23 protein-coding genes are annotated in these 24,849 nt (G+C 72.1%); 13 read left to right on the top strand and 10 right to left on the bottom strand.

The window, feature by feature from the left end; all coding sequences use genetic code 11:
- Nucleotides 1–2: 2 nt before the first annotated feature.
- The 3 genes from AB0L74_RS29620 to mce all read right to left on the bottom strand — a co-directional run bounded on the left by AB0L74_RS29620 (nt 3) and on the right by mce (nt 5,749).
- On the bottom strand, nt 3–941 hold the full coding sequence (locus AB0L74_RS29620) for a cellulose-binding protein (protein ID WP_029382891.1): 939 nt from the start codon (nt 939–941) through the stop codon (nt 3–5).
- 183 nt (nt 942–1,124) lie between these two features.
- The gene (gene scy, locus AB0L74_RS29615) at nt 1,125–5,072 is read right to left on the bottom strand and encodes a polarized growth protein Scy (protein ID WP_365658959.1); all 3,948 of its coding nucleotides are present in this window, start codon (nt 5,070–5,072) and stop codon (nt 1,125–1,127) included.
- A 236-nt stretch (nt 5,073–5,308) separates the two neighbouring features.
- Nucleotides 5,309–5,749 (bottom strand): methylmalonyl-CoA epimerase, encoded by a 441-nt coding sequence (gene mce / locus AB0L74_RS29610; RefSeq protein ID WP_044383999.1) that lies wholly within the window; start codon nt 5,747–5,749, stop codon nt 5,309–5,311.
- A gap of 148 nt (nt 5,750–5,897) precedes the next feature.
- On the opposite strand from mce, the gene AB0L74_RS29605 reads away from it, so the two are divergent.
- Nucleotides 5,898–7,103 (top strand): acetyl-CoA C-acetyltransferase, encoded by a 1,206-nt coding sequence (locus AB0L74_RS29605; protein WP_365658954.1) that lies wholly within the window; start codon nt 5,898–5,900, stop codon nt 7,101–7,103.
- A gap of 54 nt (nt 7,104–7,157) precedes the next feature.
- Entirely contained in the window at nt 7,158–8,114 is a 957-nt protein-coding gene (gene meaB, locus AB0L74_RS29600) for a methylmalonyl Co-A mutase-associated GTPase MeaB (RefSeq protein WP_365658951.1), read from the top strand.
- Nucleotides 8,115–8,522: 408 nt separating this feature from the next.
- On the opposite strand, the gene AB0L74_RS29595 is transcribed toward meaB, so the two are convergent.
- The gene (locus AB0L74_RS29595; RefSeq protein ID WP_365658948.1) at nt 8,523–9,143 is read right to left on the bottom strand and encodes a PepSY domain-containing protein; all 621 of its coding nucleotides are present in this window, start codon (nt 9,141–9,143) and stop codon (nt 8,523–8,525) included.
- A 115-nt stretch (nt 9,144–9,258) separates the two neighbouring features.
- Here AB0L74_RS29595 and AB0L74_RS29590 point away from each other — a divergent pair, with 115 nt between their 5' ends.
- Together AB0L74_RS29590 and AB0L74_RS29585 are read left to right on the top strand one after the other, a co-directional pair.
- The gene (locus AB0L74_RS29590) at nt 9,259–9,948 is read left to right on the top strand and encodes a response regulator transcription factor (RefSeq protein ID WP_365658945.1); all 690 of its coding nucleotides are present in this window, start codon (nt 9,259–9,261) and stop codon (nt 9,946–9,948) included.
- Nucleotides 9,945–11,336: a HAMP domain-containing sensor histidine kinase gene (locus AB0L74_RS29585; RefSeq protein ID WP_365658942.1), complete on the top strand. Its 1,392-nt coding sequence runs from the start codon at nt 9,945–9,947 to the stop codon at nt 11,334–11,336. Before AB0L74_RS29590 ends, AB0L74_RS29585 begins: the two co-directional genes overlap by 4 nt.
- Before the next feature lie 3 nt (nt 11,337–11,339).
- On the opposite strand, the gene AB0L74_RS29580 is transcribed toward AB0L74_RS29585, so the two are convergent.
- From AB0L74_RS29580 to AB0L74_RS29565, 4 genes are all read right to left on the bottom strand, one after another.
- Entirely contained in the window at nt 11,340–11,816 is a 477-nt protein-coding gene (locus tag AB0L74_RS29580; RefSeq protein ID WP_365658938.1) for a MarR family transcriptional regulator, read from the bottom strand.
- 95 nt (nt 11,817–11,911) lie between these two features.
- On the bottom strand, nt 11,912–12,703 hold the full coding sequence (locus tag AB0L74_RS29575; RefSeq protein WP_365658935.1) for an AIM24 family protein: 792 nt from the start codon (nt 12,701–12,703) through the stop codon (nt 11,912–11,914).
- Nucleotides 12,704–12,705: 2 nt separating this feature from the next.
- Nucleotides 12,706–13,356 (bottom strand): AIM24 family protein, encoded by a 651-nt coding sequence (locus AB0L74_RS29570; protein ID WP_365659022.1) that lies wholly within the window; start codon nt 13,354–13,356, stop codon nt 12,706–12,708.
- 1 nt (nt 13,357) lies between these two features.
- Nucleotides 13,358–13,990 carry an AIM24 family protein gene (locus AB0L74_RS29565; protein ID WP_365659015.1) on the bottom strand — a complete coding sequence of 211 codons (633 nt, stop codon included), beginning with the start codon at nt 13,988–13,990 and terminating at the stop codon, nt 13,358–13,360.
- A gap of 197 nt (nt 13,991–14,187) precedes the next feature.
- Here AB0L74_RS29565 and AB0L74_RS29560 point away from each other — a divergent pair, with 197 nt between their 5' ends.
- The 5 genes from AB0L74_RS29560 to AB0L74_RS29540 all read left to right on the top strand — a co-directional run bounded on the left by AB0L74_RS29560 (nt 14,188) and on the right by AB0L74_RS29540 (nt 17,785).
- Complete coding sequence (locus AB0L74_RS29560) at nt 14,188–14,532, top strand: DUF3817 domain-containing protein (protein ID WP_365658932.1); 345 nt, start codon at nt 14,188–14,190, stop codon at nt 14,530–14,532.
- Nucleotides 14,529–14,822, top strand: coding sequence for an MTH1187 family thiamine-binding protein (locus tag AB0L74_RS29555; protein ID WP_365658929.1), 294 nt, complete (start codon nt 14,529–14,531; stop codon nt 14,820–14,822). The genes AB0L74_RS29560 and AB0L74_RS29555 overlap by 4 nt, the downstream gene beginning before the upstream one ends.
- A 274-nt stretch (nt 14,823–15,096) precedes the next feature.
- The gene (locus AB0L74_RS29550) at nt 15,097–15,606 is read left to right on the top strand and encodes a MarR family transcriptional regulator (RefSeq protein ID WP_365658926.1); all 510 of its coding nucleotides are present in this window, start codon (nt 15,097–15,099) and stop codon (nt 15,604–15,606) included.
- Nucleotides 15,607–15,669: 63 nt separating this feature from the next.
- Entirely contained in the window at nt 15,670–16,008 is a 339-nt protein-coding gene (locus AB0L74_RS29545) for a DUF3817 domain-containing protein (RefSeq protein WP_365658923.1), read from the top strand.
- 76 nt (nt 16,009–16,084) lie between these two features.
- Nucleotides 16,085–17,785 (top strand): methylmalonyl-CoA mutase family protein, encoded by a 1,701-nt coding sequence (locus AB0L74_RS29540; protein ID WP_365658921.1) that lies wholly within the window; start codon nt 16,085–16,087, stop codon nt 17,783–17,785.
- Nucleotides 17,786–17,905: 120 nt separating this feature from the next.
- Here AB0L74_RS29540 and AB0L74_RS29535 read toward each other — a convergent pair whose 3' ends face one another.
- On the bottom strand, nt 17,906–18,586 hold the full coding sequence (locus AB0L74_RS29535) for a TetR/AcrR family transcriptional regulator (protein WP_365658919.1): 681 nt from the start codon (nt 18,584–18,586) through the stop codon (nt 17,906–17,908).
- A gap of 252 nt (nt 18,587–18,838) precedes the next feature.
- On the opposite strand from AB0L74_RS29535, the gene AB0L74_RS29530 reads away from it, so the two are divergent.
- The 4 genes from AB0L74_RS29530 to AB0L74_RS29515 all read left to right on the top strand — a co-directional run bounded on the left by AB0L74_RS29530 (nt 18,839) and on the right by AB0L74_RS29515 (nt 23,268).
- Nucleotides 18,839–19,819: a tetratricopeptide repeat protein gene (locus tag AB0L74_RS29530; protein WP_365658916.1), complete on the top strand. Its 981-nt coding sequence runs from the start codon at nt 18,839–18,841 to the stop codon at nt 19,817–19,819.
- Between the two features lie 651 nt (nt 19,820–20,470).
- A complete protein-coding gene (locus tag AB0L74_RS29525; RefSeq protein ID WP_365658913.1) occupies nt 20,471–21,112 on the top strand; it encodes a DUF6230 family protein in 642 nt (213 codons plus the stop codon).
- Between the two features lie 193 nt (nt 21,113–21,305).
- A complete protein-coding gene (locus AB0L74_RS29520) occupies nt 21,306–21,881 on the top strand; it encodes a DUF6114 domain-containing protein (RefSeq protein ID WP_365658910.1) in 576 nt (191 codons plus the stop codon).
- 94 nt (nt 21,882–21,975) lie between these two features.
- Nucleotides 21,976–23,268 carry a hypothetical protein gene (locus AB0L74_RS29515; RefSeq protein WP_365658906.1) on the top strand — a complete coding sequence of 431 codons (1,293 nt, stop codon included), beginning with the start codon at nt 21,976–21,978 and terminating at the stop codon, nt 23,266–23,268.
- A gap of 98 nt (nt 23,269–23,366) precedes the next feature.
- Here the strand turns inward: AB0L74_RS29515 and pyk are convergent, their stop codons facing one another.
- Entirely contained in the window at nt 23,367–24,797 is a 1,431-nt protein-coding gene (pyk, locus tag AB0L74_RS29510) for a pyruvate kinase (protein ID WP_365658903.1), read from the bottom strand.
- Between the last annotated feature and the right edge of the window lie 52 nt (nt 24,798–24,849).

Genomic DNA, 24,849 nt, shown 5'->3' with positions numbered 1-24,849 from the left:
TGTTACCGGGTCTGCTGCGCGGGCACGCCGCGGGAAGTCGACTCGTCGTCCGTGGAGGGCGTGCCGGCGGCGGCCACCGCGGCACCCGTGAGCGTCGCCAGCATCTCGCGCACGTTCGTCAGCTGCGCGTTGATGGAGTCGCGGCGGTTGGTGAGCGCCGCGAGCTCGCGCTCGGACTCCGAACGGATGCGGTCGGCCTTGGCGTTGGCGTCGGCCACGATGTCCTCGGCCTGGCGCTGCGCCGTCTCGACGGTCTGCCGGGCACGGCGCTCGGCGTCCGTGCGCAGCTTCTCCGCCTCCAGACGCAGCTGTTCCGCCCGGTGCTCGATCTCCGCCAGCCGCTTCTCCGCCTTCGCCTGACGAGAGGCCAGGTCCCGCTCGGACTGCTCGCGCCGCTTGGCGAGATTCGTCTCGAAGTCGGCGGCGGCCTGCGCGGCCTTGGCCCGGGTCTCCTCGAAGAGGGCCTCCGCCTCCTCACGCTTGGACTGCGCGTCCTTCTGCGCCTCGGCGCGCAGCTGGGCGGCGTCACTCTTGGCCTTCTCGACGATCCGTACGCCCTCGTCCTCGGCCTTCGCCTTGCGCTCGGCGGCGTACGACTCGGCGTCGTTGCGCACCTGCTGGGCCGCCGACTCGGCGAGCTCGCGGTGCTGCTCGGCCGCGCGACGGGCCTCCTCGCGCAGGTCCTTCGCCTCTTCCTCGGCGAGCCGCAGGATCTTCTCGACCCGTGCGCCGAGACCCGCGTACGACGGCTCGGCCTCGCTGATCTGGGCCTGAGCGTTCTGGGTCTCGAGGTGGAGCTCCTCGATGCGCTTTTCCAGAGCGGTGATGCGGGCGAGAGCACTGTCACGGTCGGAGACGAGCTTGGAGATACGTTCGTCCACCTGAGCGCGGTCGTACCCACGCCGCACAAGCTCGAAGCCGTAGGGGGAAGTGTCGCTCATGGGGTTCCTGTCGAAAGAGACCGGTGAGGTGATAGCTGGAATCCTAGGGGTCCGGGCGGCGTGTCATCGAGCAGAAGCCCGATTGGACGGGAGAATGACACCCCTTTCGAGTGGCTAACCGTTGGGCGGCTTGCCAAACATAGGGTCAAAGGCCCTAGCAGACACCGGAATCGCACCTCCTCGCTAGCTGTCCGACGATTTGCCACCCGATCGGGGGGCGCCCACGGCAGCGCCCGCCTTGACGCCGCCGTCCTTGCCGGCCGCCGGTGCCTCGAAGGATTCCAGGGCCTCCAGCACGTCCTGGACCCGCGAGATCTCCGCGTTGATGTCCTCGCGGCGGCGCACCAGGACCTCCAGCTCGCGCTGGCCCTCCTCGACCGTGCGCCGGGCCTCCCGCACCGCCTCGGCCTTGATCTCCTCGGCCTCCTTGACGAGCGTGGCCTTCTTCAGCTCGGCTTCCTTCAGCAGCCCCTCGGCCTTCTTGACGGCGGCGATCCGCACCTTGCCGGCCTCGGAGTTGGCCTCCGAGACGATCTCCTTGGCCTTCGCCTCCGCCTCGGCGAGCTGCTCCTCGGCCGCCTTCACCAGCGCGTCGCACCGGTCGCCGGCCGACTTCATCGCCTCGGCGGCCTCGCGGCGGGCCCGCTCGTGCAGCTCCTCGATCTCGGTGGTGACGCGGTCGCGCAGCTCCTCGGCGCGCTCCCTGATCTGGGTGGCGTCCCGGCGGGCGCCCACGAGCAGCTCGTCCGCGTCCGAGCGGGCCTTCTCCACCAGGGTGTTGCCCTGGACCGTCGCCTCGGAGACGATCCGCTCGGCCTCCTTGCGGGCCACGCCCACCATCTGGTCCGCCTGCGCCTCGGCGTCCGCCGTGGTCTTCAGCGCCTGCTGCTGGGCCTCGGTGAGCAGCTTGTCCGCCTCGGCCGTGGTCTCGGTGATGAGCTTGTCGACCTGCTCGGCCGCCTCCGAGCGCCGCTTGTTGGCCTCCTTGCGGGCCTCGTCGAGGGTCCGCTCGGCCTCCTCGCGGGCCGCCGTGGTCACCCGCTCGGCCTCCGCCGCCGCCTCGGCCTTGACCCGCTCCGCCTCCGTGCGGATCCGCTCGGCGTGCTGCTGCGCCGAGCCGACCGTCTCGGCGGCCTCGGCACGCAGCCGCTCCGCCTCCCCGGTGGCGTCCGCCACCAGCTTGTCCGCCGCGGCGACCGCCTCGCCGCGCACGCGTTCGGCCTCGGTGGCCGCCTCCGTCCGGACCCGCTCGGCCTCCTGCTCGGCCTCGGTCCGCACCCGCTCGGCCGCGGCGGCCGTCTCGGTGCGGATCCGCTCCGTCTCGGCGGCCGTCTCCGTGGTCAGCCGCTCCGCCTCGGCACGCGCCTCGGTGATCAGCGTGTCCGCCTGCGTCGCCGCGTCCGACCGGATGCGGTTGGCGTCCTCGCGGGCGTCCGCCCGGGTACGCGCCGCCGCCTGGTCGGCCTCCGCGAGGGCGTCCGACGCCTCCGTGCGCACCCGCTGGGCGTGCTCGGCGACATCCGTGCGGATCCGCTCGGCTTCGGCCATCGCCTCGGACACCGTGCGCTCGGCGAGCGCCTTGGCCGCCTCCGACTCCTCCTGCGCCTCACGCCGCAGACGGGTGGCGTCCTCGCTCGCCCGGTCGCGCTCCGCGTAGGCGTCGGAGCGGACCCGGTCCGCCTCCTCCTCGGCCTCCCGGCGCGTACGCTCCGCCGCGTGCTCGGCGGCGCTGCGCAGCCCGGCGATCTCCTCCTGCGCCTGCTCGTGCAGCCCGGCCACCGAGTCGCGCACCTGCTGCGCGTGCTGCTCGGCCGCCGACACCATCTCCGTGGCGCGGCGGTCGGCCTCCTCGACCAGGCGGGTCGCCTCGGTCTGCGCCTCCTCCACGCGCTTGCGCGCGGAGGCCAGCAGCTCCTCGCTCTGCTCCCGGGCCCGCGCGCGCTCCTGGTCGGCCTCCTGCCGGGCGGCGCCCACGAGCTCCTCGGCCTCACGCCGGCGCCGGGCCGCCTCCTCCTGCGCCGCGGCCAGCGTCTCCGACGCCTCCGCGGCGATCCGCTCGGCGGCGGCCTGTGCCTCCGCCCGCATCCGGTCGGCGCTCTCCTGCGCCTCCGACTTCAGCCGCTCCGCCTCGGCCGCGGCCTCCGAGCGCAGGCGTACGGCGACGGCCTCGCCCTCCGCGCGGGAGGCGGACGCGTCGGAGGCCGCGTCGGTCCGCAGCCGCTCGGCCTCCGCCTCGGCCTGCTGCCGGAGCGTGCGGATCCGCTCGGCGGACTCCGTGCGCAGCCGCTCGGCCTCCTCCGACGCCTCCCGGCGCAGCCGCGCGGCCTCCTCACGCGCCTCGGTCAGCGCCCGCTCGGCGGCGGCGAGCCGCTCCTCGGCCTCCGCCTTCTGCCGCGCCAGCTCCTCGGCGGCCTCCGACCGGCGGGCCGCCATCGCCTGCTCGGTCTCCTCGCGCAGCTCGCGCGCGGCCCGCTCGGCGTCCTCCTTGAGCGCCTCTGCCTGTTCGAGGACCTCCGTACGGTGCCGCTCCGCCTCCGCGCGGGTGCGCTCCAAGGTCTCCTCGGCCTGCCGGCGCAGCACGGTGGCCCGCTCGATGGCCTCGGTGCGGACCTTCTCGCTGTCCGCGGTCGCCGTCCGCCGCAGCTCGTCCGCGTCCGCCTTGGCCTTGGCCAGCAGTTCCTCGGCGGTCTTCGCCGCCTCCTCGATCTGCGTCACGGCCTCGCGGCGCGCCTCCGCGCGGATCCGGTCGCCCTCGTCGACGGCGTCGGCGCGCAGCTGCTCGGCCTCGCCGCGCAGCCGGCGGGCCTCCTCCTGCAGCTCGACCGTCTTGGCGCGGTACTCCTTGGTGTCGTCCTTCGCCGCGCCCTTGAGCTGCTCGGCGATGTCGTGCGCCTCGGCGCGCAGCCGGTCCGCCTCGGCCTCGGCCTCCTTGCGGATCCGCTCCGCCTCCTCGGCGGCGGCCTTCGTGGTCTTCTTGGCCTCCTCGGACGCCTTGTTCAGGACGTCCTCGGCGGTCTTGGCGGCCTTCGACAGCTGCGTCGCCGTCTCCTCGGCGGCGATCGTACGGGCCTTCTCGGCGGCCTCGGCGACGATCTTCTCCGCCTCCGCGCGGGCGTCGGCGACGAGCTGCTCGGCCTCGGCCCGGGTGGACTCGGCCTCCTTGGTGGCCTCGCCGACCAGCCGGGCGACCTGCTCCTTGGCCACCCGGGTGCGCTGCTCGTTGGCCGACTCGGCGCTCGCCAGCGCCTTGGTCGCGGCCTCCTTCGCCTCGGACACCAGCCTCTCGGCCTCGGCGCGGGCCTCGCGCAGCGCCGTCTCGGCCTCGGCCATGCGCCGCTCGGCGGCCCGGCTCAGCTCCTGGGCCTGGCGGCGGGCGGCCTCGGACTCGGTGGCGGTGGTGGTGCGCAGCTGCTCGGCGTGGTCGGTGGCCTCCTGGGCCTGTGCCGAGGCGGCGTTCAGCAGCCGTTCGGCGTCCGCGCGGGCACGGCGCAGCAACTGCTCGGCCTCCGCGCGGGCCGCCTCCGCCTCGCTCCGGAGCCGCTGCCGGGCCTCGGCGGTCAGCCGCTCGGCCTCCGCGCGGGCGGCGGACAGGGACTGCTCGGCCTCCGCGCGGGACTCCTCCAGGAGCCGGCGGGCCTGCTGCTCGGTGCGGGCGCGCAGCTGCTCCGCCCAGGCCACGTTCTCGTTGACGTGCGACTCGACGGTCTGGCGGCGCTCGGCGAGCTCCTGGTCGAGCTGCTGGCGGCGCGTCACCGCCTCCTGGTGCAGCTCCGCCTGGAGGCGGGCCGCCTGCTCGGCGTGCTCCTGGAGGATGCGCTGGGTCTGCGCCCGGGCCTGGCTCAGCTCACGCTCGGCGTCGGCGCGGATCTGGTCGGCCTGCATCTGCGCGTTGCGCAGCAACTGCTCGGCCTGGTAGCCGATGTCGGCGCTGTCGTAGGCGGGCCGGGACATGATGGTGCGGCGCGCCTCGTGCAGCTTGGCGCGCAGCACCTCGACCTGGTAGCCGAGGTCCTCGGCGTGCTGGATCGCCTTTTCCCGCTCGGTCCTCAGCCGCTTCATCTCGGCCTCGAACCGAGAGAGGTGGTCGACGTCAGCCGCCGGCTCTGGCTCCTGGCTCTCGTAGCCCCGCACTGCGCGGTCCCATCCGTCCCCTGGTCGCAAATCTCTCCGAACGAGCCGCCGTCCGTCCGCCGGACGGGGCCCTGGGGGAATGGTGTCAGATCAACGGCGGGGCATGGGCTGCTGCCCCGGCGCCCGTCCCCCGAAACCCGGTCCCCGGCGGTCCTGTCACCTGGTGGCGGCAGGACCGGGTCACCCTGGATTGAGCGGCGACCGCACCCAACCCTACCGGCCCCTTTGTACGAGGGTCAGTGCTCAGGTGCCTCAACGGGCGCCGAAGTCACCAGTTCTGTCAGGACGCCATGACAGTCCTTGGGGTGCAGGAAGGTGATCCGCGACCCCATGGACCCGCGGCGCGGCTCGTCGTACAGGACGCGCACGCCCTTGTCCCGGACGGCCGCGGCGTCGCCGTCCACGTCCGCCGTGCCGAAGGCGATGTGGTGGACGCCCTCGCCGTTCTTGGCGAGCCACTTGGCGACGGCGCTGTCCTCCCGGATCGGTTCGAGCAGCTGGAGGTACGAGGCACCCCCGTCGGACGTATCGTTGATCTTGAGCATGGCCTCTCGCACGCCCTGCTCCTCGTTGACCTCGGTGTGGAACACCTCGAAGCCGTAGGTGGCACGGTAGAACTCGACGGTCGTGTCGAGGTCGTGGCAGGCGATCCCGATGTGGTCGATTCGCGTCAGCATGGATTCAGTGCAGCGCTCCGGAGGTGGTTACGCAACGTGCGCGCGATCACACCGACAGCCCGGTGACGGGCGGGATACCGCTCAGTACATTCGAGTAAACCCTCGTTCACTCCTCGGCCGTCCCAGGCCGGTAAGGGGATCGCAGCTCATGTCTTCTGCAACGAACGGCACGACGTCCGTCATCGTCGCGGGTGCCCGCACCCCGATGGGGCGGCTGCTCGGCTCGCTGAAGTCCTTCTCCGGAGCCGACCTCGGCGGCTTCGCGATCAAGGCCGCCCTCGACCGTGCGGGGATCGGGGGCGACCAGGTGCAGTACGTGATCATGGGCCAGGTGCTCCAGGCCGGGGCGGGGCAGATCCCGGCACGGCAGGCCGCCGTCAAGGCGGGCATCCCGATGAACGTACCGGCCCTGACCATCAACAAGGTGTGCCTGTCGGGCCTGGACGCCATTGCCCTGGCCGACCAGCTCATTCGCGCCGGCGAATTCGACATCGTCGTCGCCGGCGGCCAGGAGTCCATGACCAACGCGCCGCACCTGCTGCCCAAGTCCCGCGAGGGCTTCAAGTACGGCGCGGTGCAGATGCTCGACGCCATGGCCTACGACGGGCTGACCGACTCCTTCGAGGGCATCGCCATGGGCGAGTCGACCGAGAAGCACAACGCGCGGCTGGGCATCGGGCGCGAGGAGCAGGACGCCGTGGCCGCGCTCTCCCACCAGCGGGCCGCCGCCGCGCAGAAGAACGGCGTCTTCGAGGCCGAGATCACGCCGGTGGAGATCCCGCAGCGCAAGGGCGACCCGGTGCTCTTCAGCAAGGACGAGGGCATCCGGGCGGACACCACGGCGGAGTCGCTGGGCAAGCTGCGCCCCGCCTTCTCCAAGGACGGCACGATCACCGCCGGGTCCTCCTCGCAGATCTCCGACGGCGCCGCGGCCGTGGTCGTGATGAGCAAGGCCAAGGCGCGGGAGCTCGGGCTGGACTGGATCGCCGAGATCGGCGCCCACGGGAACGTGGCCGGGCCGGACAACTCGTTGCAGTCGCAGCCGTCGAACGCGATCACGCACGCGCTGAAGAAGGAAGGGCTGGAGGTCTCGGATCTCGATCTGATCGAGATCAACGAGGCGTTCGCGGCCGTCGCCGTGCAGTCAATGAAGGATCTTGGGGTTTCCATCGAAAAGGTGAATGTCAATGGCGGCGCCATTGCCCTGGGTCACCCGATCGGGATGTCCGGGGCGCGGCTCGTCCTCCATCTGGCGCTGGAGCTGAAGCGGCGCGGCGGCGGAGTCGGCGCGGCGGCGCTGTGCGGCGGCGGCGGGCAGGGTGACGCGCTGATCGTGCGGGTACCGAAGGCCTGACGGCGTCTTCGGGGCCGGTTGACCCACCTTCTCCTACTCGGGAACGGAGCTGTGATGCAGGACGTCTCCACGCTGGTGGCCCAGGCCAGGGAAGGCCGACCGCGGGCCGTGGCCCGGCTGATCTCACTGGTGGAGGGGGCGTCCCCGCAGCTCAGGGAGGTGATGGCGGCGCTGGCGCCGCTGACCGGCGGGGCGTACGTGGTGGGGCTGACCGGGTCGCCGGGCGTGGGCAAGTCCACGTCGACGTCGGCGCTGGTGACCGCGTACCGCAAGCAGGGCAAGCGGGTCGGCGTGCTCGCGGTGGACCCGTCCTCGCCGTTCTCCGGCGGCGCGCTGCTCGGTGACCGGGTGCGGATGTCGGAGCACGCCTCCGACCCCGGCGTCTACATCCGGTCCATGGCGACCCGGGGGCACCTGGGCGGTCTCGCGTGGGCCGCGCCCCAGGCGATCCGGGTGCTGGACGCGGCCGGATGCGACGTGATCCTCGTCGAGACCGTCGGCGTCGGCCAGTCGGAGGTGGAGATCGCCGCGCAGGCCGACACCTCCGTGGTGCTGCTGGCGCCGGGCATGGGGGACGGGATCCAGGCGGCCAAGGCCGGGATCCTGGAGATCGGTGACGTGTACGTGGTGAACAAGGCCGACCGGGACGGGGCGGACGCCACCGCCCGCGAGCTGAACCACATGCTGGGGCTGGGGGAGGCGCGCGGGCCCGGTGAGTGGCGTCCGCCGATCGTCAAGACGGTCGCGGCGCGGGGCGAGGGCGTCGACGAGGTCGTCGAGGCGCTGGAGAAGCACCGGGCGTGGATGGAGGAGCGGGGCGTGCTGGCGGAACGCCGGCTGGCGCGGGCCGCGCGCGAGGTCGAGACGATCGCGGTGACGGCCCTGCGGGAGCGGATCGGCGACCTGCACGGGGACCGGCGGCTGGGGGCGCTGGCGGAGCGGATCGTGGCGGGCGAGCTGGACCCGTACCGGGCGGCGGACGAGCTGGTGGCGGGGGTGACCGGGGGCTGAGGGGGGCTTCCCTCGGCACGTTGTGCCTGCGGCGCCTCGCCGGTGGGGGTGCCCCTTGATGCCCGCGGCGCCTGTGCGGCTTCGGGTCGGGTGCGCCGTGGTGTCTGCGGGGCGTGCGGGTCCGGTGGGGGTGCCGTCGTGCCTGCGGCGCCTGTGCGGCTCCGGTGGGGGTGCGCGTAGCGCCGGGGGTTTCGGGGTGGGGCGGGCCGCGTCGGGGGGTGTCCGTCCTCGCAACGGCGCGGAATCGGTGGGTGACCAATGTGCCGGGGTTGACGCGCCAACCGCTGCGGGCGGACACCCCCCGACACGTCCCTTCTCGCCGTGGGCGACCGCGGGTGCGTCCCCTTCCGGTCCGGCCGTAGCCGAACGGTTTGATCCGCCGGTGGCGGCCCGCCACCGGCGGTCGTGTCAGTCGTCGTCGTGGTCCGGGGTGACCTTCGCCGTCCTCAGGTCGACCAGCCAGTCGTGGCCGTCGGAGCCGTGCGACTCCACCTCCCAGCCCGGGGAGCGCCCGTCCTCGTCCAGGTCGACCGAGGTCACCCGGCCTGCCTTGCCCGCGACGGCCTTCGCGGCGTCGGCGGCCGTCACCGAGGCGCCCTTCAGGGCGGACCGCGCCGCGGCGGTGCCCTCGTCCTCGTCGTTCTCGGTGTGGGCGTCGACGACCTTGCCGGTGCCGGCGTCGACCGTGACGCCGCGCCAGGTGCTGTCGGGGGTGAGGACGTCGACCTCCCAGACCGTCCTGCCGCCGTCGTCGTCCTCGTCGTCCAGTTCGGCGGAGACCACCGTGCCCGCGGTGTGCCGCAGGGCGGAGGCGATGGCCTCCGGGGCCGTCACCCCGGTGACGGACGCCCGCGCGGGGGCGCCGCCCCGGTCGTCGGTGTCGTCGTCGTGCGCGTCGTCGTCCGAGGCGCGCGTATCCGCCTGCCGCGCCGGACCCTCGTCGTCGGCCGTGATCGCCAGCGCCGTCGCCGTACCGCCACCGATCAGTGCGGCAGCCGTCACGGCGGCGATCACGATGTTGCGCTTCATGAGGAATCCTCCCGAGTCGTTCGGCTTTCGACGTCTTCACTGTCGCCGACCGACGCTGAGGGGAAGCTGAAGCCGCCTGAAGGGATCTTCAGCTTGGTTTTGCGACCCTTTACCCATGCGCCCATCCGCCACCCACTTCCGGATTCTGATCGTCGAGGACGAGAAGCGGCTGGCCCTGTCGCTCGCCCGGGGACTGACGGCCGAGGGGTACGCCGTGGACGTCGTCCACGACGGGCGGGAGGGGCTGCACCGGGCCGCCGAGGGGACGTACGACCTGGTGATCCTCGACATCATGCTGCCCGGCCTCAACGGCTACCGCGTCTGCGCCGCCCTGCGCGCCGCCGGGCACCAGGTGCCCATCCTCATGCTCACCGCGAAGGACGGCGAGTATGACGAGGCGGAGGGGCTGGACACGGGCGCGGACGACTATCTGACCAAGCCGTTCTCGTACGTCGTGCTCGTCGCGCGCGTCAAGGCGCTGCTGCGGCGCGGCGGGCAGGGGGCGGGAGCCTCGCCCGTGCGGGTGCACGGTGACCTCAAGGTCGACACCGCGGCCCGCCGCGTCTTCCTCGGCGAGCGCGAAGTGGCGCTCACGGCCAAGGAGTTCGCCGTGCTGGAGCAGCTCGTGCTGCGGGCGGGCGAGGTGGTGTCCAAGGCGGAGATCCTGGAGCACGTCTGGGACTTCGCGTACGAAGGGGACCCGAACATCGTCGAGGTGTACGTCAGCGCGCTCCGGCGCAAGCTGCGGGCCGGGCTCATCGGGACCGTGCGCGGCGCCGGGTACCGGCTGGAGGCGTCGTCATGAGACGGCTGTTCGGTTCCGTGCGGGCCCGGGCGACGCTCGGCGCCACCCTCGTGGTGGCCGTCGCCCTCGTCGCGGCCGGGGCGGCCGTGCTGCTGTCCCTGCGGACCAATCTGCACGGCGAGGCCGGCACCCAGGCGGAACGCTCGGCGCGGGCGGTGGCCACCGACCTCGCCGTCGGGCGGGCGTACGGGGAGTTGCCGCTGGACGCCGACGACCGGCCGGTGCAGGTCGTCGACGAGGAGGGCCGGCTGGTCGCCGCCAGCGAGGATCTGGAGCGGATCGGGGGGACCGGTACCGACGCGGTCCGGCCGCAGCCGGCCGGGGACGAGGACGAGGGCGGGGAGGGGGAGCCGGAGCCCGGCGAGATCGGGGAGCGGCTCGCCTACAGCGACGGGTTCGCGACGATCGACGGCGAGACGGCGGACTACCGGTTCGCCGCCCTGCCCGTCGAGACCCCGGACCGGGGCACCCTCACCGTGTACGCGGGCGCCCCGCTGTCCGCCGAGCACAGCGCGGTGGGCAGCGCGCTGACCGCCATGCTGATCGGCTTCCCCCTGCTGCTGGTGGTCGTCGCGGGCGTGACCTGGCGGGTCACCGGGCGCGCGCTGCGCCCGGTGGAGGGCATCCGGCGGGAGATGGCCGCCATCACCGCCTCCGCGGACCTGGCGCGGCGCGTCCCGGTGCCGGACACCCACGACGAGATCGCCCGGCTCGCGAACACGACCAACGAGACGCTGGCCGCGCTGGAGACCTCCGTGGAGCGGCAGCGGCGGTTCGTCGCCGACGCCTCGCACGAGTTGCGCAGCCCGATCGCCAGCCTGCGGACCCAGCTGGAAGTGGGCGCGGCCCATCCGGAACTGCTCGACCTCGGCGGCGCCGTGGAGGACACCGTACGGCTTCAGCGACTCGCCGCGGACCTGCTGCTGCTCGCCCGGCTGGACGCGGGGGAACGGCCCGCCGAGGGGCGGGCCGACCTCGCCGCGCTGGCGCGGGAGGAGGCGGCGGGCCGGGCCGGGGTGACCGTACGGGCGGAGGAGGCCGTGGTGGTGGCCGGATCGCGGGGGCAGCTGGGGCGGGTGCTCGCCAATCTGCTCGACAACGCGCAGCGGCACGCCCGGTCGGTGGTCGAGGTGTCGGTGCGGCGGGAGGGCGCCTGGGCCGTGGTCGGTGTCGCCGACGACGGGGAGGGCGTGCCCGTGGCGGAGCGGGAGCGGATCTTCGAGCGGTTCGTGCGGCTGGACGCCGCCCGCAGCCGCGACGACGGCGGGGCGGGGCTGGGGCTCGCCATCGCCCGTGACGTCGCCGTGCGGCACGGCGGCACGCTCACGGTGCGCGACGCGCCGGCGGGCGGGGCCCTGTTCGAGCTCCGCCTGCCGGAGAGCCGGTGACGCTCAGGGGCGGCCGCGCTGGCCGCGCAGATGCTCCGCGATGGGCTTGAGGGCCTTGTCGAGCTCGGTGAGGGCCTCCGGGGACAGCAGGTCGATGAAGTGCCTGCGCACCGACGCCACATGGTGCGGCGCGACCTTCTTCATGGTCTCCAGGCCGTGCTCGGTGAGGACCGCGTAGAGCCCGCGACGGTCGGACTCGCAGTTCTCCCGCCGCACCAGATTCGCGTTCTCCATCCGGGTGATCTGGTGGGAGAGGCGGCTCTTGGACTGAAGGGTGGCGGAGGCAAGATCGCTCATCCGCATCCGGACCCCCTCCGACTCGGAGAGGTTCACCAGAATCTCGTAGTCGTTCATTGTCAGGCCGAACGGCTGCAAGTCCTTCTCGAGCTGGTACGTCAACAGCTTGTTGACTTCCAGGTGGGTGCGCCAAGCACACTGCTCCGCATCGGTCAGCCAGCGGGTGGCCGTCTCGGTCTCCATGAATGAAGTCTACCTAAGAAGTTGAAAAGCGAACTAGTGAGGGGTGTCCCATGACAGTGCGCACGCGTTCGACGTCACACTCCGCAGGTTACCGCTCACAGCCCGAAGCGGCGCTGGAGGTCACCCAGCTGTCCGGGAAGGCGCGGTGCCCCGGACGGCTGTCCCGGGCCGCCGTGCGCACCGCCGCCGGGCACGCCCGCGTCGGGCGGGACCGCCCCCGTGGCCTGCTCCGTCATGAGCGTCTCCGACGACTGGAGCAGCACCGTCCCCGCGCCCGCGAACTCGAACTGGTGCTCCTCCCCGGAGGCGCCGCCGAGCCCCGTCAGCGCACGTAGACCGCCCAGTACGCCGGTCATGTACCCGTGGTCGTAGTGGTGGCACGGCGACGGGCAGTCGGCCCAGCCGACCAGCGCCTGCGGATCCACCCGGATAGGGGGTTCCATGAACACCACCGGGCCGTTGGATGCCGCCACGAACTTTCCGGTTCCGATCAGGGTCAGGAAGCCGGGCACGATCGACTGCTTGAGGGCAAGACTTGGCTGAAAAGCGAGCAAGTTGCCCGAGCGAATGGTCAGATTGCCGTCTTCCAGGTCGTACGAGTTCACGTCGAAGGCCCGGTCGGCGAGGAGCATCTTGCCCGAGCCCCGCGCCACGACCCAGTCGCTGGCGTGCAGAGGCGAATGGAACGAGGTGCGGATCAGATGGTCCAGCCGGCCGTGCCCGATCCCGTCGAACTCGATTGATCCGTAGTACGAGATCATCTTCCCCTTCTGCAGGAACCACTGGCTCCCGTTCAGTTCCACGCAGAAGGTGTACGCGTTCACGTTGTCGTCGGACGGCAGCGTCGCCGGGTCGTAGACCGCCGGGCCGCCTGTCACCCCGTACATGTTCACAGCTTCTCCTCCGAGGCCTGGACGTAGACCGCGCCGCTGCCGCTCAGCTCCAGCTGGAACGCCTCTCCGGAGCCACGGCCCACCATGTCGCGCCAGCCCAGCGCCGTGGACAGCTTGTTGCGTACGTCACCGTGGTGGGCGACGTACGCCTGCGGGTCCACATGGACCGGCCGCTGCGGGGTGACCGGGATCTCGAACACGCCCCCGTGGGCCATCACGGCCACCGCTCCGTGCCCGGTGAGCGCGGTGGTGAACAGCCCCTGCCCGCTGACCTGCCCCCGCACCATGCCCATGACCCCGCCCTGCGAGCCCAGGAACACCGTCCGCTGCTCCAGGGTGCCCTCGAAGGCCAGCAGCCGGTCCGCCTCGACGTACAGGGTGTCACCGGAGAGGTGGATGACGTGCACATGGTGACCGCCGTGCCCGAACAGCACGGTGCCGCTGCCCTCGACGGTCATCAGCGGGGTGTCCTCGTCGGCGACCCGGCGTCCGATCATCGACATCACCCCGCCCTGCCCGCCGGTCACGCTGGGCGTGAAGGACACGTCTCCCCGGTAGGCGAGCATCGCGCCGCGCTGGCTGAACAGCCGCTGCCCGGGCGCCACCGTCGCCTCGACCATCTTTGGGTTGATCTCCCGGAAGGTCATCTCACACATCCCCCGCGATCGTGTTCCGCTCGCTCGGCTGCACGTAGACCAGCCCGTCCCCCTCGAACCGGATCTGGAAGGCCTCCCCGCCGCCCTCTCCCAGGAGGGTGCGGAACGTCGCGCCCGACTGGAAGGACTGCCGCAGATTCCCCTGGTGCGCCACATACGCCCCCGGGTCGACGGTCAGCGGGTACTGCGGACTGACGCGCAGCACCACGGCCGGGCCGTCCGACATCAGCGCCGCCTGCCCGTGCCCCTCGACGGTCGTCGTGAACAGCCCGTTGCCCTGCGAGGCACCGCGCATCCCCGTGAAGCCGGTCCCCGTCCGCAGCGAGGCGGCCGCGGCCAGCAGGTTGCTCGACTCGACGTACAGCTTGTCCCCCTGGAGGCTCACCAGGTTGATCTCCGAGGCGCGGTCCGCGAACCAGCAGGTCCCGTGCCCCTTCACCTCCATCATCGTCATCTGCTCGCCCGTGAGCCGCCGGGTGACCATCCCCCGGACGCCCTCCCCGCCACCACTCAGCTTCTTGAAGGCCATCTCACCGTCGTACGCGACCATCGAGCCGTTCTTCGCCTTCACGGCGTCCCCGGTCATCTCGACGGCGAGCACCTTGCTGCTCTGAAGTCGGAACATCGCCACGCCAGCGACGGTAGCCGCCGGCGGGGGGCGCCGACAGGGGCCGCTCCCCTGGAAGGACCCTGACTGCTCCCTTCGGGGGAGCGGCCCCCCTCCCCGCCGCCGCGCCGCGGTTTGCCACAATGGACCGGCGCTTGTGCGCGTGTTCACAAACCGCACCGACACTTCAGACCGTCTCCCACCGAAGGTGACCCGTGGACCTCAAGACCGCCACCGCCCTCCGCCGCCTCCGTCTGGTCTCGGCCCCCGAGGCGATCTCCTTCCTCCTCCTGCTGGTCTGCTCGGTACTGAAGCGGACCACGGACTTCAACGCCGTCCCCGTGATGGGCATGATCCACGGCGTCCTCTTCGTCCTGTACGTGATCTTCTGGGCGGACGCCTGGAACCGGGCCAAGTGGCCGCTGAAGACCGCCGCCCTCTACTTCGTCCTCTCGGTGCTGCCCACCGGCGGTTTCTTCGCCGACCGCAGGCTGCGCCGGGAGGCCGAGGACGCGGTCATCGCCTCCCGCGCCCGCAAGGAAGGGGTCCTCAACGCATGATCGTCGCCTTCTCCGTGACGCCGCTGGGCGTCGGCGAGGACGTGGGGGAGTACGTCGCCGACGCGGTCCGCGTGGTCCGCGAGTCCGGCCTGCCCCACCGCACCGACGCGATGTTCACGTCCGTCGAGGGCGAGTGGGACGAGGTGATGGACGTGGTCAAGCGCGCCGTCGCCGCGGTCGAGGCGCGCGCGCCGCGGGTCTCGCTGGTCCTCAAGGCCGACATCCGCCCCGGCGTGACGGACGGACTGACGTCCAAGGTGGAGACGGTGGAACGCCACCTGGCCGGGTAGCCGGCGCGGGAGCGACCGCGGACGGGGCGGCGCCCGGCCGGCGCCGCCCGCGCCACCCGTGCCGGCCCGGGGCACCTCCCGGGCCGGTCGGGCACCGGGGGCACATATGTGCCCCCGGCCGAGGGCCCTGCGCCCGACGGCCCCGCGGGAGCCCCGCCCCCGTGGGCGGGCGCCGCGCGCGCCCCACGGGAGCCGGCGCGGACGCCGCGGGCATCCCGCCCGAAAAGCGAGACGAGGCTCCCCGCCATATGACCGGCCGGTATGGTCTGATGCCGTGCCGAAGCCCCTCAGTCTCTCGTTCGATCCCATCGCCCGCGCCGACGAACTCTGGAAGCAGCGCTGGGGCAGTGTGCCGTCCATGGCGGCGATCACCTCCATCATGCGCGCGCACCAGATCCTGCTGGCCGAGGTCGACGCGGTGGTCAAGCCGTACGGACTGACGTTCGCGCGCTACGAGGCGCTGGTGCTGCTCACCTTCTCCAAGTCCGGCGAGCTGCCGATGTCCAAGATCGGTGAGCGCCTGATGGTGCACCCCACCTCGGTCACGAACACCGTCGACCGCCTGGTGAAGTCGGGGCTGGTGGCCAAGCGCCCCAACCCCAACGACGGCCGCGGCACCCTCGCCACCATCACCGACAAGGGCCGCGAGGTGGTCGACGCGGCCACCCGCGACCTGATGGCCATGGACTTCGGCCTCGGCGTGTACGACGCCGAGGAGTGCGCGGAGATCTTCGCCATGCTCCGTCCGCTGCGGGTGGCGGCGGGGGATTTCACGGAAGAGTGACGGAGGCGGCCGTCACCCAACCCGGCGGAAGATCACGTGAATCGGGCGGTTAGGCTCGGTCGCATGAAAAAGAGCGTGCTGACCCGCTACCGGGTCATGGCGTACGTCACCGGCGTGCTGCTGGTCCTGCTGTGCCTCGGCATGATCGCCAAATATGCGCTGCAGATGGACGGCGCCGACGGCTTCACCCGCGTCGTCGCCATCGCGCACGGCTGGCTCTACGTCGTCTACCTGATCTTCGCCTTCGATCTGGGCGCCAAGGCCAAGTGGAAGGTCGGCAAGCAGCTGTGGGTGCTGATCGCCGGCACCATCCCGACGGCCGCCTTCTTCGTGGAGCGCCGGATCAGCCAGGAGCTGGAGACCCGGTCCGCCCAGGACGCCCCGGCGGTCGCCAAGGCGTAACCAGAACCGCCGTACGGACACTCGTACGGCGGTCTGCCATCGACTTTTACTAGGACGTCCTAGTAAATTCGAGGGTATGGACGCTGACGCCATAGAGGAGGGCCGCCGCCGCTGGCAGGCCCGGTACGACGCCGCGCGCAAGCGCGAGGGCGACTTCACCACGCTCTCCGGTGATCCCGTCGAGCCGGTCTACGGGCCCCGGCCCGGGGACACGTACGAGGGGTTCGAGCGGATCGGGTGGCCGGGGGAGTACCCCTTCACCCGCGGTCTGTACGCGACCGGGTACCGGGGGCGGACCTGGACCATCCGGCAGTTCGCCGGCTTCGGCAACGCCGAGCAGACCAACGAGCGGTACAAGATGATCCTCGCCGCGGGCGGCGGGGGCCTGTCCGTCGCGTTCGACATGCCGACGCTGATGGGCCGCGACTCCGACGACCCGCGCTCGCTGGGCGAGGTCGGGCACTGCGGCGTCGCGATCGACTCGGCGGCCGACATGGAGGTCCTGTTCCGGGACATCCCCCTGGGGGACGTGACCACCTCGATGACGATCAGCGGCCCGGCCGTCCCCGTCTTCTGCATGTACCTGGTCGCCGCCGAGCGGCAGGGCGTCGCGCACTCCGTGCTGAACGGCACGCTGCAGACCGACATCTTCAAGGAGTACATCGCCCAGAAGGAGTGGCTCTTCCAGCCCGAGCCGCATCTGCGCCTGATCGGCGACCTCATGGAGTACTGCGCGGCCGGCATCCCCGCCTACAAGCCGCTGTCGGTCTCCGGCTACCACATCCGGGAGGCCGGGGCGACGGCCGCGCAGGAGCTGGCGTACACCCTCGCGGACGGCTTCGGGTACGTGGAGCTGGGCCTCAGCCGCGGGCTCGACGTGGACGTCTTCGCCCCGGGGCTGTCCTTCTTCTTCGACGCGCACGTCGACTTCTTCGAGGAGATCGCCAAGTTCCGCGCGGCGCGCAGGATCTGGGCCCGCTGGATGCGGGACGTGTACGGGGCGAAGAGCGAGAAGGCCCAGTGGCTGCGGTTCCACACGCAGACCGCCGGTGTCTCGCTGACCGCGCAGCAGCCGTACAACAACGTGGTGCGCACCGCCGTGGAGGCGCTGGCCGCCGTGCTCGGCGGGACCAACTCGCTGCACACCAACGCCCTGGACGAGACCCTCGCCCTGCCCAGCGAGCAGGCCGCCGAGATCGCCCTGCGCACCCAGCAGGTGCTGATGGAGGAGACCGGCGTGGCCAACGTCGCCGACCCCCTCGGCGGTTCCTGGTACGTCGAGCAGCTCACCGACCGGATCGAGGCGGACGCGGAGAAGGTCTTCGAGCGGATCAGGGAGCGGGGCCTGCGGGCCCACCCCGACGGGCGGCACCCGATCGGGCCGATGACGTCGGGGATCCTGCGGGGCATCGAGGACGGCTGGTTCACCGGGGAGATCGCCGAGTCGGCGTTCCGGTACCAGCAGGCCCTGGAGAAGGGCGACAAGAAGGTGGTGGGCGTCAACGTCCACACCGGATCCGTCACCGGGGACCTGGAGATCCTGCGGGTCAGCCACGAGGTGGAGCGGGAGCAGGTGCGGGTGCTGCGCGAGCGCAAGGCCGCCCGCGACGACGCCGCGGTGCGCTCCGCCCTCGACGGCATGGTCGAGGCCGCGCGCTCCGGCGCCAACATGATCGAGCCGATGCTCCGAGCCGTACGGGCGGAGGCGACGCTCGGCGAGATCTGCGGCGCGCTGAGGGAGGAGTGGGGCGTCTACACCGAACCAGCGGGCTTCTAGGGACCGTCCCTCCGGCCGGCACCCGGGCGCACGGCCCGGACGCCGGCGGGGCGGGCGCGGCCGGAGCGCCGGGGGCGGGCCCCCCGGGGGCCGCCGGCGGCCGGCCGGGCGGCGCCCCGGTCATCGCCGGTCGCCGCGCCCCGCGGTGTCGCCGTGCCCTCCGGCGGCGCCGCGTCCCGCGGTGTCGGAGAGGCCGCGCAGCAGGACGCGGGTGAAGCCCCGTGCCCAGTCCTCGTCGGCCGGCTCCGCGCTCACCAGGGTGCGGTGGACCACCGCGCCGGCCACCATGTCGTAGATCAGGTCCACGGCGCGGGCGGCCTGCCGCGCGTCCCGTTCGGCGGGGAGTTCCCCGCGCCGCTGGGCCCGCGTCCGGCCCTCCCGCACCAGGCGCTTCTGCCGGTCGACGATGAGGGCGCGGATACGCGCGCGCAGGGCGTCGTCGCGGGTCGCCTCCGCCACCACGGCCATCAGGCCGCTGCGGGCCTCCGGGCGGTCCAGGATCGCCGCGAACTGGAGGACGACCCCCTCGATATCGGCGGCCAGGGAGCCCCGGTCGGGCAGTTCGAGCTCGTCGAAGAGCTCCGCCACCGCGTCGACCACCAGTTCGTTCTTGCCCGGCCAGCGGCGATAGAGCGTCGTCTTCGCAACCCCGGCGCGCGCGGCCACGTCTTGCAGGGTGAGCTTCGACCAGCCCAGCTCGACCAGGGCCGCCCGCGTCGCCGCCAGGATCGCGGCGTCGGCCGCGGCGCTGCGCGGGCGCCCGGCACGGCCGGCGCGGCCGGTGGGGGAGCGGGACTGCATCCCACGACCATAACGGGCACGGCCCGCGCGGCCGTGAGAGAGATCACCGGGGCGCGACGCCCCGCCGGGCCCGTCCGGTATTACGCTACGTCTCGTAGCGAAAGCTGCCGTGAGCGGCGCACCCGTCCGACCGGGGCGCGCGCGAGCGACGACCACGGGCGTGGGGTGGGGACCCGGCGCCCAATGACCCCTCAGGGGTCCCGCTTTTCCATCGTTTTTCACAGACGCGGCCGGACGGGGGAGGATAGACGCATGCAGCCACGGAACATGTCCATGAGCGGAGTCGTCGACCTCGCCGCGGTGAAGGCGGCCCAGGAGGCCAAGGCGAAGGCGGAGCAGGCGCGCGCCCAAGCGGCCCGGCAGGGCGGCGGCACGGGAGCCGTCTCCCCGGCCGATCTCGTCATCGACGTCGACGAGGCCGGCTTCGAACGCGACGTCCTCCAGCGGTCCACCGAGGTCCCGGTCGTCATCGACTTCTGGGCCGAGTGGTGTCAGCCCTGCAAGCAGCTCAGCCCCGTCCTGGAGCGGCTCGCCGTCGAGTACAACGGGCGCTTCCTCCTCGCCAAGATCGACGTCGACGCCAACCAGCTGCTGATGCAGCAGTTCGGCGTCCAGGGAATCCCGGCCGTGTTCGCGGTGGTCGCCGGCCAGGCGCTGCCGCTCTTCCAGGGCGCCGCCGGCGAGGCGCAGATCCGGCAGACCCTGGACCAGCTGGTGCAGGTCGCCGAGGAGCGCTTCGGCCTGACCGGCCTCACCGTCGACCCGGAGGCCGAGCCGGGCGGTGCCCCGGCCGCCGCCCCCGCGCGTCCCGCCGGCCCGCACGACGCCGCGCTGGAGGCCGCCGTGCGAGCCCTGGACGCGGGCGACCTGGGCGGCGCCATCCAGGCGTACAAGAACGTGCTGAGCGACGACCCGGGCAACATGGAGGCCAAACTCGGTCTCGCCCAGGCCGAGTTGCTCCAGCGGGTGCAGGGCCTGGACCCGCAGCTGGTGCGCAAGGAGGCCGCCGAGAAGCCCGGTGACGTGCAGGCGCAGACCGCCGCCGCCGACCTCGACCTCGCGGGCGGGCACGTGGAGGACGCCTTCGGGCGCCTCATCGACACGGTGCGGCGCACGTCCGGCGACGACCGGAACGCCGTACGCGTGCGGCTGCTCGAACTGTTCGAGGTGGTCGGCGCCGAGGATCCGCGGGTGATCGCGGCGCGCAGGGCGCTGGCGCGCGCCCTGTTCTGAGCGAGACGCGAGCCCTCTTCCGCGGGCTCGCTCCCATGTCACCCGGGCGAGTGATCCCCGGGTGACGGTGGTGTCATAAAGTGCCAGTGCGGCCGCGCTTTGCCAAATCTTGGCAATCGCGGCCGCTGTTACTGCCAGTAAGTCAGTGGCGGTGTTCTGCCGGATTCCGTCCGGAATCGGTGAATTGTCCCCGCGTCAGGTGACACCCTGCGTCGCCGGGTGGGACCTGTGTGTCGTGCATCGGTTATCCGCCCGTTACTAGCCAGTAACGAACCCCCTTGTGCCTGCGGCGAGAATGCACAACGATCGGCGACGCTCGGTCCATTCCCGTACCCCGACAGCCAATCGGGTCGCGGGACTTCCTGGGTCCCCACCGAGCAGGGCCGGCGGCAGTGGCGCCGGCTCTTGGGCAGGGGGGTCTTCGCTCACCCGGCGAAGCCTGTCCAGCAAGGTTGTGCGTGATGTGTGTCAGGCGCGACCAGTGGTTGTCGCTCGGGGGTGATCGCCGGTGATTCGGGCGCGTTGTGCGCGCCGCCGAGCGCGGGCGCTCCCCTTCCCGAGGACGTAGCACTTCTCCCATCCCTGCCCGGCCGAGTCGCCGACTGGGGGGCCGACCGGGGCCAGGAGATGTACGTCCGAGAAGGAGGAAATATGGAGTCCCAGGTGCGTGGCGGGACCAGATGGAAGCGGTTCGCGGTGGTGATGGTGCCCAGTGTGGCCGCCACGGCGTGTGTGGGCATCGGCCTGGCGCAGGGCGCGCTCGCGGCGTCGTTCGCCGTCTCCGGCCAGCAGTTCAAGGTGACGGCCGGTCACCTGCACGGTGAGGGTTTCGCCCAGTACGGCGGGATAGACATCGGTTACACCACGACCGACGGCAAGGAGACGACCAGGCACCCGGTCGCGATCTCTTCGTTCAAGAGTGCCCAGATCACCAAGATGTGCCAGTCGGTCAAGACGGAGCTCCCCCTCATCGGGAAGACGATCTACCTCCGTCTGGACGCGGGGCCGAACGAGAAGCGGAAGGTCGAGGCGACCAACCTCTACATCGACGTCGCCCAGCTCGACGCCGACGCCGAGTTCAAGAACATCGACATCGGTGTGGCGGTGCAGGACCAGTCCAAGGGTCCGGACGTCAAGGACAAGAGCGTGCTGCCGGGCGGCTTCGCCCAGCAGGCCGACGAGGCCGACCTCTACGGAGTCGAGCAGACGGCCTGGGCGACCACGGCCGGCAGCTTCAAGCTCAACGGCCTGAAGATGCGCCTCGGTACGGACCCCAAGATGGAGTGCTACTGACGGCTGCTGCCACAGGGGGCCCGGGGGCGGCCGAGCCGTCCCAAGGGGGCGGGGAAACAGGAGTTCTCCCGCCCCCGGGTCCCCGCCCGGTCCACCGATGCCGGGCATCTTCCCCCCACTCGCACCTTCCGGCTTCTCCACGCCTACGGCCGAGCCGGTATGTACGTCCACCGGACCCAGGGAGCTGTTATCCATGAGTGCCGAGACTCCGGTCCAGAGCGCCGGGAACTTCGCCCGGCTGCGTCTGCGGTTCCGTGACTGGCGGGGCAGCCGGCCGTTCTGGGCAGGTCTGTTCACCCTGCTCGGCGGGGTGCCGATCGCCTACTTCCCCTACGCCACGCTCCAGTTGGGCACCATGTCGATCACCATGTCGACCACGGCCGGTGCCGGTTCACTGATCATCGGCGTGCTGCTGATCACGCTCGGGCTGACGATGTGGTTCCAGGCGGCCACGCGCATCTTCGCGGGTGTCGCCGCGATCGTCCTCGCCCTGGTGTCGCTGGTGATCTCCAACATCGGCGGCTTCCTGGTCGGCTTCCTGCTGGCGCTGGTCGGCGGCGCGCTCGCCGTCTCCTGGGCGCCGGGCAGGCCGGAGCCGGCCCGAAGCGGACAGCCGGACACCGTCCCCGGCGGAGGGGGCGTCGCGCCCGGGATTCCCCAGGGTGGTCGCACCGCGCCCGGCCTGCCGCAGCCGCCGTACGACACCGCCGACGGGGGGACGAACGGTACCGGGGCCCAGGACCGCGACGGGGGGCACCGTGTCGGCTGACGAGGTCCGGGAGCACGGTGCGGCGGTGCCGGAGCAGACGAGAACCGGACCCCGGCACGCGGCGCCCAAGAAGCCACTGCTGACCAGGTTTCACATGCCGGCCGGCCGCGCGATAGCCCTGGCGGCGATGCCCACGGCGGTCCTCATGGGGATGGGGTTCACGCCGACGCTGGCCCTCGCCGACAGCCCCTCGCCCTCGGCCTCGAACAGCCTGACGGCCGAAGAGTACGAAGCCTGCGTGGCCGCCCTGGAGAAAGGCGGCAAGCAGGACGGCCCGACGGACCCGGCCCCCTCACCCTCCGCCTCCGCCTCCGCCTCCGCGTCGGCGACGGAAGACGCCGGGGACGGTCAGGGGGACGGGGGCGCAAAGCCGGCGCCTTCACCCTCCGGCGCCCCGGGTGCCGACCCGTCCGCCTCGCCCTCGCCGTCCTCTTCGCCGGATTCAGGTTCCGACGACGAGGCCGGGGCCGCCGGGCGGGAGAGCCGGGCCGGTGAGTCCTCGCCGTCCCCGTCCCCGAGCGGGTCTGCGGCCGGTGGTGCCGCGGCCCCGCCGGACCCCGAGCGAGGCGGCGTGCTGGAGGACATCGGCGAAGCCATCAAGGGCGTCTTCACCGGCGGCGACTCCTCGCCCGTCCCCACCCCCACGCCGTCCCCGTCGGCGTCGGCCTCCGGGACCGCGGCGCCGGACACGCCCGACGCAGGGCGGGAGCCGGTGCAGAACCCCTCGGACGGCGCCGCGCAGGAAGAGGCGGAGACGGACGGCGAGGCACCCGCAAGCACCGGGGAAACCGCTGGGAAAGCGCCCGAAGAGGCCACGGAAGCCGTGAGGGAGGCACTGGAGAGGGCGGCGGCCGGGGACGCCACCGCCTCGCCCGCCCCCAGCCCGTCGGCGAGCGCCTCGGCGGACCCCGAGGACTGCCCGATCGCCACCGACGCCGAGGGCGGTGTCGACAACGCCCTCCTGGTGCCGGACGACCCGTGGTACCTGGAGGCCAGCTCGCTGCTGCTGAAGGGCGCCGACTACCAGGGCATCGTCGAGGTGAGGACGGCGAGCGGCACGACCAAGAGGGTGCTGAAGTACGTCATATCCGGCGGCACCGACATCGGCGACCTGCACCAGATCGTCAAGGACCGGGGCACCGGCAAGACCTACCACGTGCAGGCGGCCAAGGGCTCCACGTCCACCATCCGCGACGGCAAGACGATCATGTACACGGAGAGCATCTCCGGGAACCTGCTCGGCGCGCTCCCGGTCACCTTCACCCCGGAGGACCCGCCGCCGCTGGACATCCCGCTGATCTACTTCACCCACGTCAAGGTCACCCAGGCCGGCCAGTTCGGCGGGACCCTGACCATTCCGGGGCTGCACCAGTACATCACCGACTGAGGCACCTCGGGTAAGCCCGTCCGGGACCGCACCACGCCGAGGGCGCCCCCCGCCGATCGCAGGAGGCGCCCTCGGTGCCGTACCGGGAGCCGTTCGGCTCAGGCGCGGGTGCCCTCGCCCAGGTGGTGGACGCGGACCATGTTGGTGGTGCCGGGAACGCCGGGCGGCGAACCGGCCGTGATCACGACGACGTCGCCCTCGCTGAACCGGCCGAGCTTGACCATCTCCTGGTCCACCAGGTCGACCATCTCGTCGGTGCTGTTGACGAACGGCACGACGTGCGGCTCCACGCCCCAGCTGAGGGTCAGCTGGTTGCGGGTGGACTCGTCGGTGGTGAACGCGATGATCGGCTGGGCCGCGCGGTAGCGGCACAGGCGACGGGCGGTGTCACCGGACTGGGTGAAGGCCACCAGGCCCTTGCCGCCGAGGAAGTCGGCGATCTCGCAGGCCGCGCGGGCGACCGAACCGCCCTGCGTGCGCGGCTTCTTGCCCGGCACCAGCGGCTGGAGCCCCTTGGAGAGCAGCTCCTGCTCGGCCGCGGCGACGATCTTCGACATCGTCTTGACCGTTTCTATCGGGTACGCGCCCACGCTGGACTCGGCCGACAGCATGACCGCGTCGGCGCCGTCCAGGATGGCGTTGGCCACGTCGGACGCCTCGGCGCGGGTGGGACGCGAGTTGGTGATCATCGACTCCATCATCTGGGTCGCGACGATCACCGGCTTGGCGTTGCGCCGGCACAGCTCGATCAGGCGCTTCTGCACCATGGGGACCTTCTCGAGGGGGTACTCGACGGCCAGGTCGCCGCGGGCGACCATGACACCGTCGAACGCCATCACGACGTCCTCCATGTTCTCCACCGCCTGCGGCTTCTCCACCTTGGCGATGACCGGGACGCGGCGGCCCTCCTCGTCCATGACGCGGTGCACGTCCTGGATGTCCTTGGCGTCGCGGACGAAGGACAGGGCGACCAGGTCGCAGCCCATGCGCAGCGCGAAGCGGAGGTCCTCGACGTCCTTCTCGGACAGGGCGGGGACGTTGACGGCCGCGCCGGGCAGGTTGATGCCCTTGTGGTCGGAGATGACGCCGCCCTCGATGACGATCGTCTTCACCTGGTGGCCCGCGACCTCGGTGACCTTCAGCTCGACGTTGCCGTCGTTGATGAGGATCTGGTCGCCCTTGGTCACGTCACCGGGCAGCCCCTTGTAGGTGGTGCCGCAGATCGTCTTGTCACCCGGCACGTCCTCGGTGGTGATGGTGAACTCGTCGCCGCGCACCAGCTCCACCGGGCCCTCGGCGAAGGTCTCCAGCCGGATCTTGGGGCCCTGGAGGTCGGCGAGGACGCCGACCGCACGGCCGGCCTCCTTGGCGGCGGCACGGAGGCGGTCGTACCGCCCCTGGTGCTCGGCGTGGGAGCCGTGGCTGAAGTTGAAGCGGGCCACGTTCATGCCCGCCTCGATCAGCGCGACGAGCTGTTCGTGGGAGTCGACCGCAGGGCCGAGAGTACAGACGATTTTCGAACGGCGCATGGGGCGATCCTATCGGTTTGTTTCGCTGCGGAATATTCCGTCTGGCGGAAGA

The sequence above is a fragment of the Streptomyces sp. NPDC052020 genome (assembly GCF_040680575.1).
GTDB lineage: Bacteria > Actinomycetota > Actinomycetes > Streptomycetales > Streptomycetaceae > Streptomyces.
Note: the sequence above shows the minus strand (reverse complement) of the source record. Positions and strands in the feature narration are given on the sequence as shown.

Bases quoted from the DNA above. Each gene is read 5' to 3' on its own strand.
- AB0L74_RS29545 (WP_365658923.1), top strand. From the start codon at position 15,670: ATGAAAAAGAGCGTGCTGACCCGCTACCGGGTCATGGCGTACGTCACC.
- AB0L74_RS29575 (WP_365658935.1), bottom strand. From the start codon at position 12,703: ATGTACGGGGTGACAGGCGGCCCGGCGGTCTACGACCCGGCGACGCTG.
- AB0L74_RS29555 (WP_365658929.1), top strand. From the start codon at position 14,529: ATGATCGTCGCCTTCTCCGTGACGCCGCTGGGCGTCGGCGAGGACGTG.
- AB0L74_RS29570 (WP_365659022.1), bottom strand. From the start codon at position 13,356: ATGACCTTCCGGGAGATCAACCCAAAGATGGTCGAGGCGACGGTGGCG.
- AB0L74_RS29605 (WP_365658954.1), top strand. From the start codon at position 5,898: ATGTCTTCTGCAACGAACGGCACGACGTCCGTCATCGTCGCGGGTGCC.
- AB0L74_RS29620 (WP_029382891.1), bottom strand. From the start codon at position 941: ATGAGCGACACTTCCCCCTACGGCTTCGAGCTTGTGCGGCGTGGGTAC.
- AB0L74_RS29585 (WP_365658942.1), top strand. From the start codon at position 9,945: ATGAGACGGCTGTTCGGTTCCGTGCGGGCCCGGGCGACGCTCGGCGCC.
- AB0L74_RS29515 (WP_365658906.1), top strand. From the start codon at position 21,976: ATGCCGGCCGGCCGCGCGATAGCCCTGGCGGCGATGCCCACGGCGGTC.
- AB0L74_RS29590 (WP_365658945.1), top strand. From the start codon at position 9,259: ATGCGCCCATCCGCCACCCACTTCCGGATTCTGATCGTCGAGGACGAG.
- AB0L74_RS29525 (WP_365658913.1), top strand. From the start codon at position 20,471: ATGGAGTCCCAGGTGCGTGGCGGGACCAGATGGAAGCGGTTCGCGGTG.
- AB0L74_RS29535 (WP_365658919.1), bottom strand. From the start codon at position 18,586: ATGCAGTCCCGCTCCCCCACCGGCCGCGCCGGCCGTGCCGGGCGCCCG.
- mce (WP_044383999.1), bottom strand. From the start codon at position 5,749: ATGCTGACGCGAATCGACCACATCGGGATCGCCTGCCACGACCTCGAC.
- AB0L74_RS29530 (WP_365658916.1), top strand. From the start codon at position 18,839: ATGCAGCCACGGAACATGTCCATGAGCGGAGTCGTCGACCTCGCCGCG.
- pyk (WP_365658903.1), bottom strand. From the start codon at position 24,797: ATGCGCCGTTCGAAAATCGTCTGTACTCTCGGCCCTGCGGTCGACTCC.
- AB0L74_RS29520 (WP_365658910.1), top strand. From the start codon at position 21,306: ATGAGTGCCGAGACTCCGGTCCAGAGCGCCGGGAACTTCGCCCGGCTG.
- AB0L74_RS29595 (WP_365658948.1), bottom strand. From the start codon at position 9,143: ATGAAGCGCAACATCGTGATCGCCGCCGTGACGGCTGCCGCACTGATC.
- AB0L74_RS29565 (WP_365659015.1), bottom strand. From the start codon at position 13,990: ATGTTCCGACTTCAGAGCAGCAAGGTGCTCGCCGTCGAGATGACCGGG.
- AB0L74_RS29540 (WP_365658921.1), top strand. From the start codon at position 16,085: ATGGACGCTGACGCCATAGAGGAGGGCCGCCGCCGCTGGCAGGCCCGG.
- AB0L74_RS29580 (WP_365658938.1), bottom strand. From the start codon at position 11,816: ATGGAGACCGAGACGGCCACCCGCTGGCTGACCGATGCGGAGCAGTGT.
- meaB (WP_365658951.1), top strand. From the start codon at position 7,158: ATGCAGGACGTCTCCACGCTGGTGGCCCAGGCCAGGGAAGGCCGACCG.